Origin of the sequence: Streptomyces sp. N50 (genome assembly GCF_033335955.1) — a bacterium.
Lineage (GTDB): Bacteria > Actinomycetota > Actinomycetes > Streptomycetales > Streptomycetaceae > Streptomyces.
Genome location: NZ_CP137549.1, coordinates 2,883,898 through 2,902,799 on the forward strand (window position 1 = coordinate 2,883,898; position 18,902 = coordinate 2,902,799).

General features: G+C 69.6%; 13 protein-coding genes and 2 tRNA genes. 3 read left to right on the top strand and 12 right to left on the bottom strand.

Going from position 1 to position 18,902, the window contains the following annotated elements:
- Nucleotides 1-243 precede the first annotated feature (243 nt).
- From ndk to R2B38_RS12625, 4 genes are all read right to left on the bottom strand, one after another.
- Entirely contained in the window at nucleotides 244-657 is a 414-nt protein-coding gene (ndk, locus tag R2B38_RS12610) for a nucleoside-diphosphate kinase (RefSeq protein WP_318016312.1), read from the bottom strand.
- 100 nt (nucleotides 658-757) lie between these two features.
- Nucleotides 758-1,123: a DUF4233 domain-containing protein gene (locus tag R2B38_RS12615; RefSeq protein WP_318016313.1), complete on the bottom strand. Its 366-nt coding sequence runs from the start codon at nucleotides 1,121-1,123 to the stop codon at nucleotides 758-760.
- Nucleotides 1,124-1,129: 6 nt separating this feature from the next.
- Complete coding sequence (gene folC / locus R2B38_RS12620) at nucleotides 1,130-2,617, bottom strand: bifunctional tetrahydrofolate synthase/dihydrofolate synthase (protein WP_318016314.1); 1,488 nt, start codon at nucleotides 2,615-2,617, stop codon at nucleotides 1,130-1,132.
- A 187-nt stretch (nucleotides 2,618-2,804) separates the two neighbouring features.
- Nucleotides 2,805-5,429 carry a valine--tRNA ligase gene (locus tag R2B38_RS12625; RefSeq protein WP_318016315.1) on the bottom strand — a complete coding sequence of 875 codons (2,625 nt, stop codon included), beginning with the start codon at nucleotides 5,427-5,429 and terminating at the stop codon, nucleotides 2,805-2,807.
- Between the two features lie 136 nt (nucleotides 5,430-5,565).
- Here R2B38_RS12625 and R2B38_RS12630 point away from each other — a divergent pair, with 136 nt between their 5' ends.
- Nucleotides 5,566-6,573 (top strand): hypothetical protein, encoded by a 1,008-nt coding sequence (locus tag R2B38_RS12630; RefSeq protein WP_318016316.1) that lies wholly within the window; start codon nucleotides 5,566-5,568, stop codon nucleotides 6,571-6,573.
- A gap of 77 nt (nucleotides 6,574-6,650) precedes the next feature.
- Here R2B38_RS12630 and clpX read toward each other — a convergent pair whose 3' ends face one another.
- From clpX to R2B38_RS12655, 5 genes are all read right to left on the bottom strand, one after another.
- Nucleotides 6,651-7,937, bottom strand: a complete 1,287-nt coding sequence (gene clpX, locus R2B38_RS12635; RefSeq protein ID WP_033285988.1) for an ATP-dependent Clp protease ATP-binding subunit ClpX — start codon at nucleotides 7,935-7,937, stop codon at nucleotides 6,651-6,653.
- Nucleotides 7,938-8,096: 159 nt separating this feature from the next.
- Nucleotides 8,097-8,777, bottom strand: coding sequence for an ATP-dependent Clp protease proteolytic subunit (locus R2B38_RS12640; protein ID WP_318016317.1), 681 nt, complete (start codon nucleotides 8,775-8,777; stop codon nucleotides 8,097-8,099).
- A 50-nt stretch (nucleotides 8,778-8,827) separates the two neighbouring features.
- Nucleotides 8,828-9,430: an ATP-dependent Clp protease proteolytic subunit gene (locus R2B38_RS12645; protein WP_033285987.1), complete on the bottom strand. Its 603-nt coding sequence runs from the start codon at nucleotides 9,428-9,430 to the stop codon at nucleotides 8,828-8,830.
- Between the two features lie 338 nt (nucleotides 9,431-9,768).
- Nucleotides 9,769-11,136: a trigger factor gene (gene tig, locus R2B38_RS12650; RefSeq protein WP_318016318.1), complete on the bottom strand. Its 1,368-nt coding sequence runs from the start codon at nucleotides 11,134-11,136 to the stop codon at nucleotides 9,769-9,771.
- A gap of 194 nt (nucleotides 11,137-11,330) precedes the next feature.
- Nucleotides 11,331-11,407, bottom strand: a tRNA-Pro gene (locus R2B38_RS12655).
- Nucleotides 11,408-11,571: 164 nt separating this feature from the next.
- On the opposite strand from R2B38_RS12655, the gene R2B38_RS12660 reads away from it, so the two are divergent.
- Nucleotides 11,572-11,645: transfer RNA gene (locus tag R2B38_RS12660), tRNA-Gly, on the top strand.
- Between the two features lie 185 nt (nucleotides 11,646-11,830).
- Here the strand turns inward: R2B38_RS12660 and R2B38_RS12665 are convergent.
- Nucleotides 11,831-12,025 carry a hypothetical protein gene (locus tag R2B38_RS12665; RefSeq protein ID WP_318016319.1) on the bottom strand — a complete coding sequence of 65 codons (195 nt, stop codon included), beginning with the start codon at nucleotides 12,023-12,025 and terminating at the stop codon, nucleotides 11,831-11,833.
- A 300-nt stretch (nucleotides 12,026-12,325) separates the two neighbouring features.
- Here R2B38_RS12665 and R2B38_RS12670 point away from each other — a divergent pair, with 300 nt between their 5' ends.
- Nucleotides 12,326-13,432: an acyltransferase family protein gene (locus tag R2B38_RS12670; protein WP_318016320.1), complete on the top strand. Its 1,107-nt coding sequence runs from the start codon at nucleotides 12,326-12,328 to the stop codon at nucleotides 13,430-13,432.
- A 9-nt stretch (nucleotides 13,433-13,441) separates the two neighbouring features.
- On the opposite strand, the gene R2B38_RS12675 is transcribed toward R2B38_RS12670, so the two are convergent.
- Complete coding sequence (locus R2B38_RS12675; RefSeq protein ID WP_318016321.1) at nucleotides 13,442-14,866, bottom strand: DUF6177 family protein; 1,425 nt, start codon at nucleotides 14,864-14,866, stop codon at nucleotides 13,442-13,444.
- Nucleotides 14,863-18,879, bottom strand: coding sequence for a type VII secretion protein EccCa (eccCa, locus tag R2B38_RS12680; RefSeq protein ID WP_318016322.1), 4,017 nt, complete (start codon nucleotides 18,877-18,879; stop codon nucleotides 14,863-14,865). The genes R2B38_RS12675 and eccCa overlap by 4 nt, the downstream gene beginning before the upstream one ends.
- Nucleotides 18,880-18,902: the final 23 nt, after the last annotated feature.

Sequence of the window (18,902 nt, forward strand, 5' to 3'; positions counted from 1 at the left end):
GGGAGCTTCTGAGGGCTTTTCAGGTCGGCGAAGTGGGTGCTGTGACGTGAAGGCTTCCATCGTAGACGCGCCATCACGAACACTGCGCGAGGGTCTTCGCCATTGTCAGCATGTGAGGCGTCGCCTCGCTTGTGGAGACGGCCCAACGGGGGCACTCGTTCCCCCGATCGGCACGCATATGCCAAGAGACGGCCGGAAAATCGCGGCCGTCCCTGGTCAGGCATGTGGGTTACTGATGGAGATTCAGCCGCGCCCGGGGAAGAAGATCTTCACCTCGCGTTCGGCGGACTCCTCCGAGTCCGAGGCATGGATCAGGTTCTCGCGGACGATGACTCCGAAGTCGCCGCGGATCGAGCCTGGCGCGGCGGCGATCGGGTCGGTCGGACCGGCCAGCGCGCGGACGCCCTCGATGACCCGGTCGCCCTCGACGATCAGGGCGAGCACCGGGCCGGAGGCCATGAACTCCATCAGCGGCTCGTAGAAGACCTTGCCCTTATGCTCGCCGTAGTGCTGCTCCAGGGTGTCCTGGTCCAGGGTGCGCAGCTCCAGCGCGGTGATCTGCCAGCCGGCCTTGCGCTCGATGCGGCTGATGATCTCGCCGGTCAGGCCACGACGTACGGCGTCGGGCTTGAGCAGGACGAGGGTGCGCTGGGTCACGACGGGACTCCTTCTGATCATGATGGTGCGGGTCGGCTCACGGTCGTGTCACGGTCGTCTCACGACAAGGCCGAGGCTACAGGGCGTGTCCATGCGCCCATTACGCAACGTCAGGTGTAGTGGAGCCGGCCTGCGCGGCCTGCGCCGCGAACCGCGCCTTCGCCTCGTCGATCTTCCGGCCGTAGTGCACCGAGGCCCACCACAGGGCCGCGAAGATCGCCCCGAGGAAGAACATCGACGGTACGACCAGGCCCGACGCGATCAGCGCGATCTGCAGCGCCCAGCCGAGCGCGATGCCGGCCGGCCGGGTCACCACGCCGCACAGCGCGACGGACAGGAACATCGCGATCCCGCACACCGTCCACACGGTGGAGGTGGCCAGATCCGGGTCCTTCATGGCCACGAGCCCGGCGAAGCCGATCACGAAGAACTCGCCGATCAGCGTGGAAGAACAGAGCGTACGCACGGAAGGTCAGCCCCTCCCCAGGAGCAGTCGGGCTTCACCGACGGTGATGACGGAACCGGTGACGAGCACACCGCCGCCCGCGAACTCGCCGTCCTCCTCGGCCAGCGTGATCGCGGCCTCCAGGGCGTCGGGCAGCCGCGGCTCGACCTGCACGCGCTCGTCGCCGAACACCTCGACGGCGATCCCGGCCAGCTCGTCCACGTCCATCGCGCGGTGACTGGAGTTCTGCGTGACGACGACCTCGGCGAACATCGGCTCGAACGCTTCGAGCAGCCCGCGCACGTTCTTGTCGCCGCTGGCGCCCACGACCCCGATCAGCTTGCTGAAGTCGAACGCCTCCGCCACGGCCTCGGCGGTCGCACGGGCGCCCGCCGGGTTGTGCGCCGCGTCCAGCACGACGGTCGGAGACCGCCGCACCACCTCCAGCCGCCCGGGCGAGGTCACGGACGCGAAGGCCTTCCGCACGGTGTCGATGGAGAGCGGGTCGGGCCGCTGGGCACCGACACCGAAGAACGCCTCTACGGCGGCGAGCGCCACGGCCGCGTTGTGCGCCTGGTACGGGCCGTGCAGGGGGAGGTAGATCTCCTCGTACTCGCCGCCGAGGCCACGCAGGTTGATCAGCTGTCCGCCGACGGCAACGTGCCGGGACACGACCCCGAACTCCAGCCCCTCCCGGGCCACGGTCGCGTCCACCTCGACGGCCTTCTTCAGCAGCACCTGCGCCGCGTCCACCGGCTGCTGCGCCAGGATCACGGTCGCGTCCTGCTTGACGATGCCGGCCTTCTCGGTGGCGATCTCGCCTGTCGTCTCGCCGAGGCGGTCGGTGTGGTCGAGGTCGATGGGGGTGACCACGGCGACGGCCGCGTCGATGACGTTGGTCGCGTCCCAGCTGCCGCCCATGCCGACCTCCACGACGGCCACGTCGACCGGCGCGTCCGCGAACGCGGCGTACGCCATGCCCGTGAGCACCTCGAAGAACGACAGGCGGAACTCCTGCTGGGCGTCCACCATCTCGACGTACGGCTTGATGTCCTCGTACGTCTCGATGAAGCGTTCGGCGGAGATCGGGGCGCCGTCGAGGCTGATGCGTTCGGTGATCGACTGGACGTGGGGGGAGGTGTAGCGGCCGGTGCGGAGCTCGAAGGCGCCGAGGAGGGCCTCGATCATGCGGGCCGTGGAGGTCTTGCCGTTCGTTCCCGTGATGTGGATCGAGGGGTACGAGCGCTGGGGGTCGCCGAGGACGTCCATGAGGGCGGCGATACGGCTGACCGACGGCTCCAGCTTGGTCTCGCCCCAGCGGGAGGCCAGCTCGGTCTCCACGTCTCGGAGGGCCTTGTCCAGGGCGGGGTCTTCTGGGCGGCCGGGTACGTCGGCCTGCGGCCCGCTGGTGCCCTGGGTGCGGAGGGTGCGGCTGCCGGCCTCGATCACCGCGAGATCCGGGTCGCGGTCGGTCTCGGCGGCGACAATCTCTTCGAACGGGTCGCTGTCAGTCACATGGGTCAGTCTACGGAGGTTGGGCGGTTCGTTCGTCTGCGGGCCCGGTGGGGGCTGGTCGCGCAGTTCCCCGCGCCCCTTAGGTACGGGAGGGCGCCCTGTGCTGAAAGGGTCCCGGGCGCCCTAAGGCAGGCGAGGGGCCCGGGCGCTACATACGCACCGGAGCCCCTCGCCCACCTACGAATCCCTACGCCTCCGGCAAGCCGTCCAGCTGGTTCTTGATGCGGGTGATGTCCTCGGCGGCCTTGGCCAGGCGGCCACGAATCTTCTCCACCACGTTGTCCGGGGCCTTCGCCAGGAACGCCTCGTTGCCGAGCTTGGCCTCGGCCTGCTGGCGCTCCTTCTCCGCTGCCGCCAGATCCTTCGCGAGGCGCTTCCGCTCCGCCGGGATGTCGATCGTGCCGGAGAGGTCGAGGGCGACCGTGGTGCCCGCGACCGGGAGGGTGGCCGTTGCCTCGAAGGTGTCGCCCTCGGGCTGGAGGCGGAGGAGCTGGCGGATGGCGGCCTCGTGCGGGGCCAGGGCCGTGCCGGTCAGGGTGAGGCGGGCCGGGACGCGCTGGCCGGGCTGGAGGCCCTGGTCGGCGCGGAAGCGGCGGACCTCGGTGATGACCTGCTGGAGGGTCTCGATCTCACGCTCGGCTGCCGTGTCACGGAAGCCGGAGTCCTTCGGCCAGTCCGCGATGACGATCGACTCGCCGCCCGTGAGGGTCGTCCAGAGGGTCTCCGTGACGAAGGGGACGATCGGGTGGAGGAGCTTGAGGGTGACGTCGAGGACTTCGCCCAGGACTCGGCCGGAGACCTTCGCCGGCTCGCCGCCCGCCATGAACGTCGTCTTGGACAGTTCGACGTACCAGTCGAAGACCTCGTCCCACGCGAAGTGGTAGAGGGCGTCGGAGAGTTTGGCGAACTGGAAGTCGTCGTAGAGCGCGTCGGCTTCGGCGATCGTCTCGTTCAGGCGGGAGAGGATCCAGCGGTCCGTGGCCGACAGCTTCTCGGCGGGCGGGAGTTCGCCCTCGATGGTCGCGCCGTTCATCAGCGCGAAGCGGGTCGCGTTCCAGATCTTGTTGGCGAAGTTCCGGGACGCCTGGACCCAGGGCTCGCCGATCGGCACGTCCGTACCGGGGTTGGCGCCGCGGGCCAGGGTGAAGCGGACGGCATCGGAGCCGTACGCGTTCATCCAGTCCAGCGGATCGACCGCCGTGCCCGAGGACTTGGACATCTTCTTGCCGAACTGGTCGCGGACCAGACCCGTCAACGCGATGGTCTTGAAGGGGACTTCACCGTCCATCGCGTACAGGCCGAACATCATCATCCGGGCGACCCAGAAGAAGATGATGTCGTGGCCGGTGAGCAGGACGTCGGTCGGATAGAACTTCTTGAGATCCGGGGTCTGTTCGGGCCAGCCCAGGGTCGAGAAGGGCCACAGGCCTGAGGAGAACCAGGTGTCCAGGACGTCGGAGTCCTGGGTCCAGCCCTCGCCGGTGGGCGGCTCCTCGTCGGGGCCGACGCAGACGACCTCGCCGTCCGGGCCGTACCAGACCGGGATGCGGTGGCCCCACCACAACTGCCGTGAGATGCACCAGTCGTGGAGGTTGTCGACCCAGTCGAAGTAGCGCTTCTCCATCTCCTGGGGGTGGATCTTGACCCGGCCGTCACGGACCGCGTCGCCGGCCGCCTTCGCGAGCGGGGCGACCTTGACCCACCACTGCATGGAGAGGCGGGGCTCGACCGTCGTCTTGCAGCGCGAGCAGTGGCCGACCGAGTGGACGTACGGCCGCTTCTCGGCGACGATCCGGCCGTCGGCGCGCAGGGCGGCGACGATCGCGGAGCGGGCCTCGAAGCGGTCCAGGCCCTCGAAGGGACCGTGGACGGTGATGACGCCGCGCTCGTCCATGACGGTCAGCGACTCCAGGTCGTGCCGCTGGCCGATGGCGAAGTCGTTCGGGTCGTGCGCCGGGGTCACCTTGACCGCGCCGGTGCCGAACTCGGGGTCGACGTGCTCGTCCGCGACGACCGGGATGGAACGGTCGGTCAGCGGCAGCTTGATGAGCTTGCCGACGAGGTGCTTGTACCGCTCGTCCGACGGGTGGACGGCGATGGCGGTGTCACCGAGCATCGTCTCGGCGCGGGTCGTGGCGACGACGATCGTGTCGTCCCCCTCCCCGTACTTCATGGAGACGAGCTCGCCGTCGTCGTCCTGGTACTCGACCTCGATGTCCGAGATCGCGGTGAGACAGCGCGGGCACCAGTTGATGATGCGCTCGGCGCGGTAGATCAACTCGTCGTCGTAGAGCCGCTTGAAGATGGTCTGGACGGCCTGGGAGAGGCCCTCGTCCATGGTGAAGCGCTCGCGGGTCCAGTCGACGCCGTCGCCGAGGCGGCGCATCTGGCCGAGGATCTTGCCGCCGTACTCGTCCTTCCACTGCCAGACGCGCTCGACGAACGCCTCGCGGCCCAGGTCGTGGCGGGACTTGCCCTCCTTGCCGAGCTCGCGCTCGACGACGTTCTGGGTGGCGATGCCCGCGTGGTCCATGCCCGGCAGCCACAGCGACTCGAAGCCCTGCATGCGCTTACGACGGGTCAGCGCGTCCATCAGCGTGTGCTGGAACGCGTGCCCGAGGTGCAGGCTGCCCGTGACGTTCGGCGGCGGGATGACGATCGTGTACGGCGGCTTCTCGCTCTTCGCGTCCGCCTCGAAGTAACCCCGCTCCACCCAGCGCTCGTACAGCGGCCCCTCTACATCGGCCGGCGCGTACTGGGTCGGCAGTTCGGAGTCGGGCGCTGGTGGCTGCTGATGAGCGTTCTCGGTCACGGGCCCAGTTTAGGGGTGTCCCGGGGGTGTCCCGAAACGCGTTTGTTCTGTAACGGTGCGGCCCCCGATGCTCTGCGCTTCCTGTGACTGAGCCAGGATGTCGGGATCACATAAGCATCTGGAGGGGAACCCAGAAATGAGCTACAACCAGCCGGGCCCGTACGGCGGGCAGCCTCAGCAGCCCGGTCCGTACGGTCAGCCGGGTCCCTACGGCCAGCCTCCCCAGCAGGCGCCGCAGGGCGCCCCCCAGCCCGGCTACGGCTACCCCCAGCAGGCTCCCCCCGCCCAGCCCGGCTACGGCTATCCGGCGCAGCAGCCCCCGCAGGGCGTCCCGCCGCAGGGCCCCTACGGCCAGCCGCAGCCGCCGTACGGTCAGCAGCCGCCGTACGGCCAACCTCCTTACGGGCAGCCGCCGTACGGGGTTCCGCAGCCTCCCGCGGGCGGCGGCAAGAAGAAGACGGGGCTGGTCATCGGTGCGGTCGCGGTGGTGGCCGCGGTGGCCGTCGGCGCGTACTTCCTGCTGGCGGGCGGCAGCGGATCCGGTCTCGCGGACGACGGTCCGCACAAGCTGACGACGCCGGCGAAGGTGCTCAGTGACTACAACCGGGCGACCAAGGACGGCGACACCAGCGACAGCGGCTCGTCGACCGTGAAGGACCTGGAGAAGAGCGGCGTCAAGAACGGCACCGCCGTCTTCGGCGCCTACACGACGGCCGACCTGAGCGGCTACAACCCGAGCGACCCCTCCACCGCGCCCAGCGCGGCGGAGCTGCTCACGGCCAAGGGCATCTCGCTCATCGGCGCCTACGGCAAGATCGCCGATCCGCAGAAGGCCCTGGACGCGTTCTTCGCGGACATCCAGAAGGACGTCAAGCAGAGCGGCTCCTCCAGCAGTTCGTCGGGCGGCAGCCAGCTGGTCGGGGACCCCGAGTCGGTCGACGTCGACGGCGCGGTCATGAAGTGCCAGGCGGCCAAGGGCACCAACCAGGCGACCAAGAAGACGCAGACCGACTGGTTCTGCGCCTGGGCCGACTACAGCACCATCGCGATGGTCTCTCCCGGTGACAACACGACCGACGTGTCCAAGGACACCGCCGTCTCCATGACGACCAAGCTGCGCACGGAAGTTCGGGTGAAGAGCTAGCCCCGAGGCTTCAAGTACGAAGGGCGCCCGGTCAGTTGACTGACCGGGCGCCCTTCGTGTCGTACTGGGTGCGGCTGTTACGCCGTCTTCTGCTCGCCCGGGCCGCGGCCCCGCGCGTCGCGCGGGATCAGGGTCGGGTTGACGTTCGAGAGGACGACGTCCGCGGTGATGACGACGCGGGCCACGTCCTTGCGGGACGGGACCTCGTACATGACGCCCTGGAGGACTTCCTCCATGATGGCGCGGAGGCCGCGCGCACCGGTCTGGCGGAGGATGGCCTGGTCGGCGATGGCTTCGAGGGCCTCGCGCTCGAAGTCCAGCTCCACACCGTCGAGTTCGAAGAGGCGCTCGTACTGCTTGACGAGTGCGTTGCGCGGCTCGATGAGGATCTGGAGCAGGGCCTCGCGGTCCAGGTTGTGGACCGAGGTGATGACGGGCAGCCGGCCGATGAACTCGGGGATCATGCCGAACTTCACCAGGTCCTCGGGCATGACGTCCTCGAACTGGTCCTTGGCCTGCAGCTCCCGCTTCGAGCGGATCGTCGCGCCGAAGCCGATGCCCTTGGCGCCGGCCCTGGACTCGATGAGCTTCTCCAGGCCCGAGAAGGCGCCGCCCACGATGAACAGGACGTTCGTCGTGTCGATCTGGATGAACTCCTGGTGGGGGTGTTTACGGCCGCCCTGCGGCGGGACCGAGGCCGTGGTGCCCTCCAGGATCTTCAACAGGGCCTGCTGGACGCCCTCGCCGCTCACATCGCGCGTGATCGACGGGTTCTCGCTCTTCCGCGCGACCTTGTCGATCTCATCGATGTAGATGATCCCGGTCTCGGCCTTCTTGACGTCGTAGTCCGCCGCCTGGATCAGCTTCAGCAGGATGTTCTCGACGTCCTCGCCGACGTAGCCCGCCTCCGTGAGCGCGGTCGCGTCGGCGATCGCGAACGGCACGTTCAACATACGGGCCAGGGTCTGGGCGAGGAGGGTCTTGCCCGAGCCCGTGGGGCCGAGCAGCAGGATGTTGGACTTCGCCAGCTCGATGGCGTCCTCGCGGCTCTGGCCGCCGCCGTTCTCACCGGCCTGGACGCGCTTGTAGTGGTTGTACACCGCGACCGAGAGTGCCTTCTTCGCCGACTCCTGGCCGACGACGTAACCCTCGAGGAACTCGTAGATCTCGCGGGGCTTGGGGAGTTCCTCCCAGCGGACCTCGCTCGTCTCCGCGAGTTCTTCCTCGATGATCTCGTTGCAGAGGTCGATGCACTCGTCGCAGATGTACACACCGGGCCCTGCGATGAGCTTCTTGACCTGCTTCTGGCTCTTGCCGCAGAACGAGCACTTGAGCAGATCGCCGCCGTCACCGATGCGTGCCACGGTGTGCTTCCCCTTCGCCTGGGAGTCGCCTGGGTACAGCGACTCCTGGTGCTGCCTTATGTCCGACGGTACCTTGCCGGGCCCCCCGTTCGGGCCCCCCTTGGCACGGTTCACTTCCACGTGGACGTGCCAAGGGGTGGTGGACGATACAGGTCCGGGTCAGCGGACGTCGGCGTTGTTCATCTTCCGGGTGGAGATGATCTGGTCGATCAGGCCGTACGCCAGGGCATCCTCGGCCGTGAGGATCTTGTCGCGCTCGATGTCCTCGCGGATCTTGTCCAGCGGGGTCGTCGAGTGCTTGGCCAGCATGTCCTCCAGCTGGGCACGCATGCGGAGGATCTCGTTGGCCGCGATCTCGAGGTCGGAGACCTGGCCCCGGCCCGTCTCGCTGTACGGCTGGTGGATCAGCACGCGCGCGTTCGGCAGCGCCATGCGCTTGCCCGGCGTACCGGCCGCCAGCAGGACGGCGGCGGCGGACGCGGCCTGGCCCATGCAGACCGTCTGGACGTCCGGCTTCACGAACTGCATCGTGTCGTAGATCGCAGTCAGGGCCGTGAAGGAGCCGCCCGGGCTGTTGATGTAGATGGAGATGTCGCGGTCCGGGTCCATCGACTCCAGGCACAGCAGCTGCGCCATGACGTCGTTGGCCGACGCGTCGTCGATCTGGACACCGAGGAAGATCACGCGCTCCTCGAAGAGCTTCGCGTACGGGTCGTACTCACGGACGCCCTGCGAGGTGCGCTCCACGAAGCGCGGGATCACGTAACGGGACTCGGCGGCGGGAGCCGTGTATTCGCCGCGTGCGAGGTCGTTCAGGCCGTTGCCGGGGAAGTTGTTCACTGTCTCTCTCCTGGGGGCTGTGGCGGTCGGCTGGTGGCTGTCCTGGGGCCTCAGGCCCCGGTGCCGCCGCCGCCCGGCATACCGGCGGCCGTGGGAATCACGTCGTCGATGAGGCCGTACTCCTTGGCCTCCAGCGCGTCGAACCAGCGGTCGCGGTCCGAGTCGCGGGTGATCTGCTCGATGCTCTGGCCCGTGTGCTGGGACGTGAGCTCGGCCATGCGCTTCTTGGTGTGCAGCAGCCGCTCCGCGTGGATCTTGATGTCGGAGGCCGAACCGGCCAGGCCGGCGGAGGGCTGGTGGATCAGGATCTCGGCGTTCGGCAGCGCGAAGCGCTTGCCCGGGGTACCCGCGCTGAGAAGGAACTGGCCCATGGAGGCGGCGAGGCCCATGGCGATGGTCACCACGTCGTTCTTGATGAACTGCATGGTGTCGTAGATCGCCATGCCGGCCGTGATCGAGCCGCCGGGGCTGTTGATGTAGAGATAGATGTCCTTGTCGGGGTCAGCGGCAAGGAGGAGGAGCTGCGCGGTGATCTTGTTGGCGATGTCGTCGTCGACCGCCTGACCGAGGAAGATGATCCGCTCACCGAGCAGCCGGTTGTAGACCTGGTCGCCGAGGCCACCGATAGAGGGCTCGCCGGCGGCTGTAGGCATCAGATTCGTCACGTATCCACCTGCTCGTCTTTACGACGGCGCCGGGCCGTCTCACGTGTACTGCCGGGGGCAACGGGGACTCCCCTGCCCTCGTATTCATGGACCCTAACGCGCGGGTCCCTCCGGGGAATCCCGCAAAGGGAACTGTTCGCTGTCAGCGCATGCGCTGCGCTGGCTTGAGCGGAAGCCCCTGGGGTGGGGTGGTTGCGCTTGTATCGGGGCTGCGGGTGGGTGGGGGCTTGTCGCGCCGTTCCCCGCGCCCCTTTGGGGCGCCCCTGTGGACGTATGCCAAGAGGGCCCCGGGGTCTGATCTCCCCGGGGCCCTCTTGTCCTGCTGCTTACGCCTCGGTCGGCTCCTCGACGGCCTCGGCCGTCTCGGTGGCCGTCTCGTCGTCCTCGTCATCGAGGTCGACGACCTCACCGTTGGTGTCCTTGACCGTGGCGGCCTCGACCACTACGGCCAGGGCCTTGCCGCGGGCGACCTCGCCGACCAGGAGGGGGACCTGGCCGCCCTCTACGACGGCCTGGGCGAACTGGTCGGGGGACATGCCGGAGGAGGCCGCGCGGCGCATGAGGTGCTCGGTGAGCTCCTCCTGGTTGACGTTCAGCTTCTCCTTGTTGACGAGCTCGTCGAGGACGAACTGCGTCTTGATGCCCTTGACCGCGGCTTCCTTGGTCTCGGTGTCGAACTCCTCGGCCGTCTTGCCCTGGATCTCGAGGTACTTCTCGAGGTCGAGGCCCATCTGGCCGAGCTGGTGGTGCTCCAGGTTGTGCTTGCGGGTGTTGATCTCGTCCTCGAGCAGCTTCTCGGGGACGGGCACCTCGACGAGCTCCAGCAGCTTCTCCAGGACACGCTCCTGGGCCTGCGTGGCCTGGTCGTACTGCTTCATGTTCTCGAGGCGCTTGCGGCTGTCCGCGCGCAGCTCCTCCAGGGTGTCGAACTCGGAGGCGAGCTGTGCGAACTCGTCGTCCAGCGCGGGCAGTTCGCGGGCGGCGACCTGGGTGACCTTGACGGTGACCTGGGCCTCCTGGCCGGCCGCGGAGCCGCCCTTGAGCTCGGAGGCGAAGGTGGCCTCGCCACCGGCCTCCAGGCCGGTCACGGCCTCGTCGATGCCTTCGAGCAGCTCGCCGGAGCCGATGGTGTAGGAGACGCCCTCGGCGACGCCGTCCTCGAGGACCTCGCCGTCGACCTTGGCCTCCAGGTCGAGGGTGACGACGTCACCGTCGGCGGCGGCGCGCTCGACCGGGGAGGTCGCCGCGAAGCGCTCGCGGAGCTGCTCGACGGACTCGTCGATGTCCTTCTCGCTGACCTCCACGGCGTCGACCTCGACCTCGATGCCCGAGTAGTCCGGGATCTCGATGGTCGGGCGGATGTCGACCTCGGCGGTGAAGTTCAGCGTCTCGCCGTCCTTCAGCTCCGTGATGTCGACCTCGGGCTGGCCGAGCGGGTTGAGCTCCGCCTCGTTGACCGCCTCGGTGTAGAACTTCGGAAGCGCGTCGTTGACCGCCTCCTCCAGGACCGCACCGCGGCCGAACCGCTGGTCGATGACGCGCGCCGGGATCTTGCCCTTCCGGAAGCCCTTCACCGTGACCTGCTGGTTGATCTTCTTGTACGCCGCGTCGAGGCTGTCCTTGAGCTCCTCGAAGGGCACCTCGATGCTGAGCCGAACCCGGGTCGGGTTCAGGGTCTCCACGGCGCTCTTCACGGTTCGGTCTCCTTGGGGGCTGACTTCTTGGTGTGCGGACCCAGACAGGTCCGGCGGTTTCTGGTCGCCCGGAGGACTTCAGAGTGTGAGAGACACACGGGCGCGCAGCTTGCATAGTAGCCGCAGCGACGAGACCCCCCAAAAGGCGATCCCGCGAGGTACTGGTGTGATACCGGACCCGGAGGTCCGGCAGGTGGTCGGGGTGGCGGGATTTGAACCCACGGCCTTCCGCTCCCAAAGCGGACGCGCTACCAAGCTGCGCCACACCCCGTCTGGTGCGACACGTAGGGTACATGCCCGCAGGCGGTGAGGCCGCCGCATTTCACGAGCGCCGGGGTGCCGGAGGGGGCATGGGGAATGCGGTGTGCGCGGAGGGCACCCGACCCGCTACGATGCCTTCTGTGCCGCGGTCGTCTGACCTGCGGCGCGTCGTGTGCGGGCGTAGCTCAATGGTAGAGCACTAGTCTTCCAAACTAGCTACGCGGGTTCGATTCCCGTCGCCCGCTCCATACGTCTCAGGGCCAGGCCGGAGGATCACTCCTCGGTCTGGCCCTGACGCGTTCCCCGCCTTTTGGCCGGATGCGGGGAGTCGTCGGAGCCGGAGCATGGCGAGAGCGTAGGCGGCGAGCGCCGCGAACAGGGCGGCACGCGCGCCTCCATCAGAAGCCGGTCAAGCGTCGGAAACCGATCGAGGTCAGAAGCTGATCGAGTTGATCGTCTCCGCCAGTGAGTTCATGAACCGGTTGATGGACGGAGCCATCCCGGTCGAGGCGAGGAAGAAGCCGAAGAGGATCGCGACTATGGCTGGGCCGGCCTTGATCGATCCCCCTCGGATCAACACCACCAGGATGATTGCCAACAGCAGCACCACAGACAGTGAAATGGCCACAACTGATCACACCCTCGGTCGGTCCGCTCCCGGCCCGGGGACGCAACCCGCGCACCCCGCCAGAACCATCGTGCCACCAACGCGGCCCACCTATGCGGCGGGTGACGCATCGTTGGTCGCAAAGGTTCGGCACAGACGCGTTCGCAGTCCGTTCGCATTATTGGCATGCGCACATGAACAGGCTTTCCCCGCGTACCTTTTGCGCCTTTTGATCGGGATGAATCATGACATCGTGAACAGATTCCGGACGCGCGTCCGATGGTTTCACCGATTCCCACAGGCAACGCTAGGGTGCCTCAGATGTTCCACGTTGACGCGCCCCCGGGCCAGAACGAACAGAGCAAACAGAACGAAAAGAACGAACAGCCCAAATCGCGCGACGCGTTCTTCGACAACGCGAAGTACCTGGCGATCCTGTTGGTCGCCGTCGGGCATTCCTGGGAGCCGCTGAAGGGCGACAGCAGAGTGCTCCAGGGCCTGTACATGGTCGTGTACAGCTTCCACATGCCGGCGTTCATCGTCATCTCCGGCTATTTCTCCCGCAGTTTCGACATGAGCCCCGCCCGGCTGAAGCGGCTCCTCACCGGTGTCGCGCTGCCGTACGTCGTGTTCGAGATCGCGTACTCGCTCTTCAGCCGCTACGCCAACGACGACCCGCACCAGCAGATCACCCTGCTCGACCCGCTGTATCTCACCTGGTTCCTCTGCTCGTTGTTCATCTGGCGGCTCACCACCCCGATCTGGAAACTGGTCCGCCACCCGCTGCCGATCGCCCTCGGCATCGCCATGCTCGCCTCCTGCACCCCGGCCATGACCGACGACTTCGATCTGCAGCGGACGGCGCAGTTCCTGCCGTACTTCATGCTCGGACTGGTCCTGAGGCCCGAGCACTTCCGGCTGGTGCGGCGGCCCGAGGCGCGGAGGCTGGCGGTGCCGGTGTTCGTGGGCGCGCTGGTGTTCGGCTACTGGGCGGTGCCGCGGATGAACGCGAGCTGGCTCTACCACCACGACTCCGCGCAGGAGTTCGCCGCGCCCTGGTGGGTCGGGCCGGTGATGACGCTCGCGATGTTCGGCTGCTCGCTGCTGCTGACCGCCGCCTTCTACTCCTGGGTGCCGAGCCGCACGACCTGGTTCACGGCGCTCGGCGCGGGCACCCTGTACGGCTATCTGCTGCACGGCTTCCTGATCAAGGGCGCCGGTTACGCGGGCCTGTACGACCACGCCTGGCTGCACCGGCCCTACGGCGTCGCCCTGGTGACCGCCCTCGCGCTCACCGGCGTCACCCTGCTGTGCACCCCACCCGTACGCCGGGTGTTCCGCTTCGTGATCGAGCCCCGCATGGAGTGGGCGTTCAGGCGTGACGCGGCCGAGGCCGCCCGTGAGCGGCAGCGGGCACTGGTGGGCTGAGCGGCCTGCTCAGGCGCCCTTGAGGTGCCTCATCAGCCGCTCGAAGTCCGCCCATCCCGCGAGGTCCGAGGGGTCGCCCGGGAAGGGGTAGTACAACGCCGGGCGCCTCTTCGGGCCCAACTCCCGCGGCGGCCGCGGCAGCGGGGTGCGCCTGGCCCGGTCGCCGGGCAGCTCGCGCACCTCCTCGGCGCCGAGGACGAAGGCGTACGGGACGCCGGGTCCTTCGAAGCGCGGCGGGACGGACAGATCGCGGCGGGCCCGGCGGACCTGGACCAGCATCGACTGCAGGTCGTGCCGGGTGGCGAGGACCTCCGCCGCCCGGGTCACGTCGGCGTCCGTCGGCACCGTCTCCCCCGGGCCGTAGCCGAACGCCAGCGTGACATCCTCCTCCACACCGGCCTCGGTACGGCTGATCCGGACCGTCGCGAGGCCCGGGCGCTCCGGAGTGCCGACGACCACCAGCCAGGTCGGCTCGGGCGTCCGCTCGTGGGCCAGGTCGGTCAACTGCCGTAGCGACCAAGGCAGGTTGGCGGGCTCCTCGGTGCCCCAGCCCGCCGGTGGCTCTCCGGTGAGCTCGCGCCATACGGCTTCCAGGGCGCCGCCGAGCACGAGCCGGTCGTCGGCCGGATGGACGGCCCGGAAGGACACGGCCAGTTGGCGTTCGCCGTCGTCGGCGGTCTCGGGGGTGAACGACTCGGCCACGGGGGTGCGGGGGTCCTCCGCCGTCGCGTCCGGGGCGTCGGCCGTCACGAACAGGCCGTTGTCCCAGCGCAGTACGGCTCCGGAGAGGCCGTCGTAGTAGCCGTCCTTCTCGTCCTGCACCACCCAGCGCGAGGGCCAGCCCGTCAGGCTGCCGCGGACCGCCGGGGACAGGCGTGTGCCGGCGGGGGTGACGATCTGCAGGCCCAGTCCGGCGTCGGCGACGGCCTTGAAGGCGTTCGAGAGCCAGGCGGTCATCGCGACCACCGGGCGGTCCTGGATCACCACGGCGACCTTGTCGGTGAGCACGTCCACGGCGGGCTGCGCCGCGGCCGGGGTCGGCACCGCGCGCACCCCGTCGGTGTCGACCACCGCCAGCGACCGCGCCGCCTGCGGCGGCCAGGCGGTGCCGCCGACCAGGGTGGCGACGCGGGCCGCGAAGGCGCCGGCGAGTTCCTCGGCCTCCTTGACGCCGGTGGTGGCACGGGCCTCGGTCCACCAGTACGGCACCTCGGGCTCGGTCGCCCCGAGCAGCCGCGCCGCCTCGCCCCTGACCCGCACCAGCAGGGGTGCCTCGACGGAGACGAGGGGACGGCCCCGCTCGTCGCAGAGCTGCACCACCGCGCCGTCCCCCTCGACGCCCGCCAGCAGGTCGGGGCCGCCGGCCAGCAGCCCGGCGAGCACGCTCAGCGGGTCGGGCATCGTCCTGGTGAGAGCGACGACATCCTTCGTCATGGGTACCTCGTCCCGTTGCCTGTGCCCACGCTGTCCTGCCTGGTTCCCGCGTGGACGGTCTGGATCAGCCGGTTCGGCTCGCCCCTGCGGACCAGGACGCCGCGACCTGACGGCTGCTGCCCGGCGTACACACCGGGGAAGAGCTGGCCCTCGCTACGGTCGCCCGCCATCACCAGCGCCGAGGCGCCGGACTCGCGCAGGCTCTGCAGCAGCGGCTCGTACAGGCCCCGGGAGGCGCCCGCGACCCGGCGGGTGAGGACGAAGTGGAGGCCGATGTCCTGGGCCGAGGGGATGTAGGGCAGGAAGGGCGCGAGCGGCTGCTGGCCGGCGGTGGTGAGGACGTCGTAGTCGTCGACGAGGATCACGATCCGCGGGCCCGAGCCCCAGCTGCCGGGTTCCAGGTCCGCGCCGTCCGCGCTCTCGTCGGGCAGCCGCTTCTCCAGTTCGGCGGCGATGCCCGCGGACAGGCCCGCGCACAGCTTGGCGTTGTAGGCGTAGCCGCCCCGGTACTCCTCGGGGACGGCGCCGCGCAGGCCGCGGCGCGGGTCCATGACGCCGAAGACCAGTTCGTCCTCGCTGTAGCGCTCGATCAGGCCCTCCACGACGGCCCGGAGCAGGTTGGTCTTGCCGCACTCGCTGTCGCCCATGATCAGCAGGTGCTGGTCGTGCTCGAACAGGTCGAGCAGCACGGGCGCCAGGTGGGTCTGGTCGAGGCCGATCGGGACCCGGCGCGGTTCGGCCGCCGGGCCGGGCAGCAGGTGCGGCTCCAGGACGTGCGGCAGGACCCGGACCGGCTGGGCGGTCTCGCCGGACCAGGTCGCGCGGATCGTACGGGCCGTGTGTTCCAGGACCGTGCCGAGGTCGGCCGTGTCGGCGACGCCGTCCGTGCGGGGCAGGGCGACCTGGGCGAAGAGCTTGGTGTCGGTGAGGACGCGGCCCTTCTCGTCGGGCGAGAGGGTCTGCGCGAGCTTGCGCTCGATGCTGGACTCGCCGGCGTCGTTCAGCCTGAGCTCCACCCGCGTGCCGAACTGGGACTGGGCGGCGATGCGGACATCGTTCCAGCGCAGCATGCCGGCGACGACGTGGATGCCGTAGCCGCTGCCGCGCTTGAGGATGTCGCCGACGCCTTCGTCGAGTTCCTCGAAGTCGTCGCGCAGGGCGCCGAAGCCGTCGACGAGCAACACGATCTCCGTGGAGGCCAGTTCGGGGACGCGGCCCGCGGCGCGCAGGGTGCGCAGCTGTTCCAGGGAGTCGATGCGGTGGCGGCGGAACAGCTCCTCGCGCTGGTCCAGCATGCCGCGCACGGAGTCGACGGTACGGGCGCACCGCTCCCGGTCGGCACGGCCGGCCACCCCGCCCACGTGCGGCAGGCCGGCCAGCGCCTGGAGACCGCCGCCGGCCAGGTCGAGGCCGTAGACGCCGACCTCCTGCGGGGTGTGGGTGAGGGCCAGGGACAGGGCGAGGGTGCGCAGCAGGGTGGTCTTGCCGGACTGGGGGCCGCCGATGACCGTCGCGTGTCCGCCCGCCACCGTGAGGTCCAGGTACCACTGGCCCTGCCACTGCCGGGCCGGGTCGTCCAGGACGCCCAGCGGCACCTGGAGCGGGCCCCGGCGCCGGGCCAGCTGCATGCCGCGCGGGCCCACCTCGACGGGTCCGGCGACCTGGTCGAGGGCGACGGCGGCGGGCAGCGGGGGCAGCCAGATCTGGCGTACGGGACGGGTGTCGGCGTTCTCGATCTGGCGGACCATGACGCCCATCTCCGTCAGCCCGGTCTCGCGGCGCCGCATCTGCGGCTCCTCGGATGCCGTGCTCTCGCCCTGGCCCAGGGTGTTGTACGCCGGGTACTCCAGGGCGAGTGGGCCGGTGTCCTCGGTGTCGCGGCGGACGGGGCCGCTGTAGGCGCCGGAGACGTAGCCCGCCTTGAACCGCTCGTAGTGGCTGGTGTCGACCTTGAGGTAGCCGAAGCCCGGCAGCGGGGGCAGGTGGAAGGCGTCCGTGGTGTCGAGGACCGTGCGGGACTCGTCGGCGGAGAAGGTGCGCAGGCCGAGCCGGTACGACAGATAGGTGTCCAGGCCCTTGAGTTTGCCGCCCTCGATGCGCTGGCTGGACAGCAGCAGGTGGACGCCGATGGATCGGCCGATGCGGCCGATGGACAGGAACAGGTCGATGAAGTCCGGCTTGGCGGTGAGGAGTTCACCGAACTCGTCGATCACGACGAACAGGTGGGGCAGCGGTTCCAGGTCGGGGCGCTTCTCGGCGCGCAGGGCGGCGTAGTGGCCGATGTCGGCGACGTTGCCCGCCTCCTTGAGGACCTGCTGGCGGCGCTTGACCTCGCCGGCGAGCGAGGCGTGGACGCGTTCGACGAGGCCGGCCTGGTTCTCCAGGTTGGTGATCACACCCGCCACGTGCGGGACGTCCGCGAAGGGGGCGAAGGTGGCGCCGCCCTTGTAGTCGACGAGGACCAGCGCGAGGTCGTCCGGCGGATGGGTGGCGAGCAGCGCGAGGACGAGGGTGCGCAGCAGCTCCGACTTGCCGGAACCGGTGGCTCCGACGCAGAGGCCGTGCGGGCCCATGCCCAGCTCGGAGGACTCCTTCAGGTCGAGGAGCACGGGTTCGTGGCTGTCGCCGACGCCGATCGGGACGCGCAGGAAGGCGCGTTCGGCGCGGGGCGCCCACAGCCGGTCCAGGTCGAGGTCGGCGACGTCGTCGATGCCGAGCAGCTCCGCGAAGTCCACCGGACCGGTCAGCGGGGCACCGACCAGGGACTCCGCGGACAGCCGCAGCGGGGCGAGCATCCGGGCCAGGCCCTCGGCGAGGGCGGTGCCGACCTCGTCGACCGTGCCGTGGGCGCTGATCGGCTCGGCCTCGCGCAGGTCCTCGATGACGGTCCGGGCGCCGTCGACGGTGATGCGCACGCCGACGCTGCCGGGTTCCCGTACCCGCTCGTCGAGCAGGTGCAGCACGGTGACGCCCATCTCCCGCAGGCCGACCGCGTCGTCGGGGCGCGGCAGGTCGACGGCGTCGCCCCCGTGCGCGTCGGCGACGACGAGGAGCCGGGAGGTCAGGCCGAGCGCGTCCTTGCCGGACATGCCGCGGCGCACCTCGGCCGCGTAGGAGGCGCGGCGGCGCAGCTCACCGCCGATCCGCCGGGCGAGCTGGGGCAGCGAGGGGGCGATCCGGCGGGCGGCGACCGGGCCGTCGAACTGCTCGGTGTCCAGCAGGTGCGGCAGCCACTTGACCCACTCCCAGTCGGCCAGCCGGTCGCCGGGGGCCGCGACGGCCACGGCCACGTCGTCGGGCGCGTGGGTGGCGGCGGCCTGGACAAGCAGCGCGCGGGCGACGCGCAGGGTGTCCTCGCGCGGGCCGATGACGCTGATGTTGCCGACGCGGTCGAGCGGCACGGTGAGCGGGAGTTCGGTGCCGGTGCTGAAGCGGGAGGTCAGCGCGGAGGCCTCGTTGAGCATGAATTGGTCGGGCGGGGTGAGCGCGGAGGAACCCTGCTGGGCGATCTGGAGATCGCGCACCGGCATCTGGCCGGTGCCGACGCGCACCCGCAGGAAGTCCCCGTCCGTCCGGCGCCGCTCCCACAGCCGGGCGGGGTCGCGCACGATGTCGTAGAGCGCGTCCGGCGGCGGGTTGAGCACCTGGGCGCGCTCGCGCCGTTCGCGTTCCTCCTTGGCCAGCTGTTCGCGCAGGTCCTCCAGGTAGGCCAGGTAGGCCTCGCGCTGGGTGCGGCGGACGCGCTGGGCTTTGCCCCGCTGGGAGAAGGCCATGGCGAGGGAGCCGGCCAGGGTGACGACGAGGATGATCGCGCCCAGCCCGGCGAACTGGCTGTTGCGTACGAAGGTCATCATCACGACGGACGACATGACCCCGGCGACGGGCAGCAGCGAGTGCAGCACGGAACCGGCCTTGCCCTCGGGCAGGTTGGGCGGCGCCTCTATGGTGCGCGGCTCGGGGGCGGCCGGCGGGCGGGTGGTGCGCGCGGGACGGTGGATCAGTCGGGTGCTCATCTACGATGCCTGGTCCTCGGGTC

Excerpts from the sequence above, each read along its gene's own strand:
- R2B38_RS12670 (WP_318016320.1), top strand. The coding sequence starts at position 12,326 with ATGTTCCACGTTGACGCGCCCCCGGGCCAGAACGAACAGAGCAAACAG.
- R2B38_RS12645 (WP_033285987.1), bottom strand. The coding sequence starts at position 9,430 with ATGCCTACAGCCGCCGGCGAGCCCTCTATCGGTGGCCTCGGCGACCAG.
- eccCa (WP_318016322.1), bottom strand. The coding sequence starts at position 18,879 with ATGAGCACCCGACTGATCCACCGTCCCGCGCGCACCACCCGCCCGCCG.
- R2B38_RS12630 (WP_318016316.1), top strand. The coding sequence starts at position 5,566 with ATGAGCTACAACCAGCCGGGCCCGTACGGCGGGCAGCCTCAGCAGCCC.
- R2B38_RS12675 (WP_318016321.1), bottom strand. The coding sequence starts at position 14,866 with ATGACGAAGGATGTCGTCGCTCTCACCAGGACGATGCCCGACCCGCTG.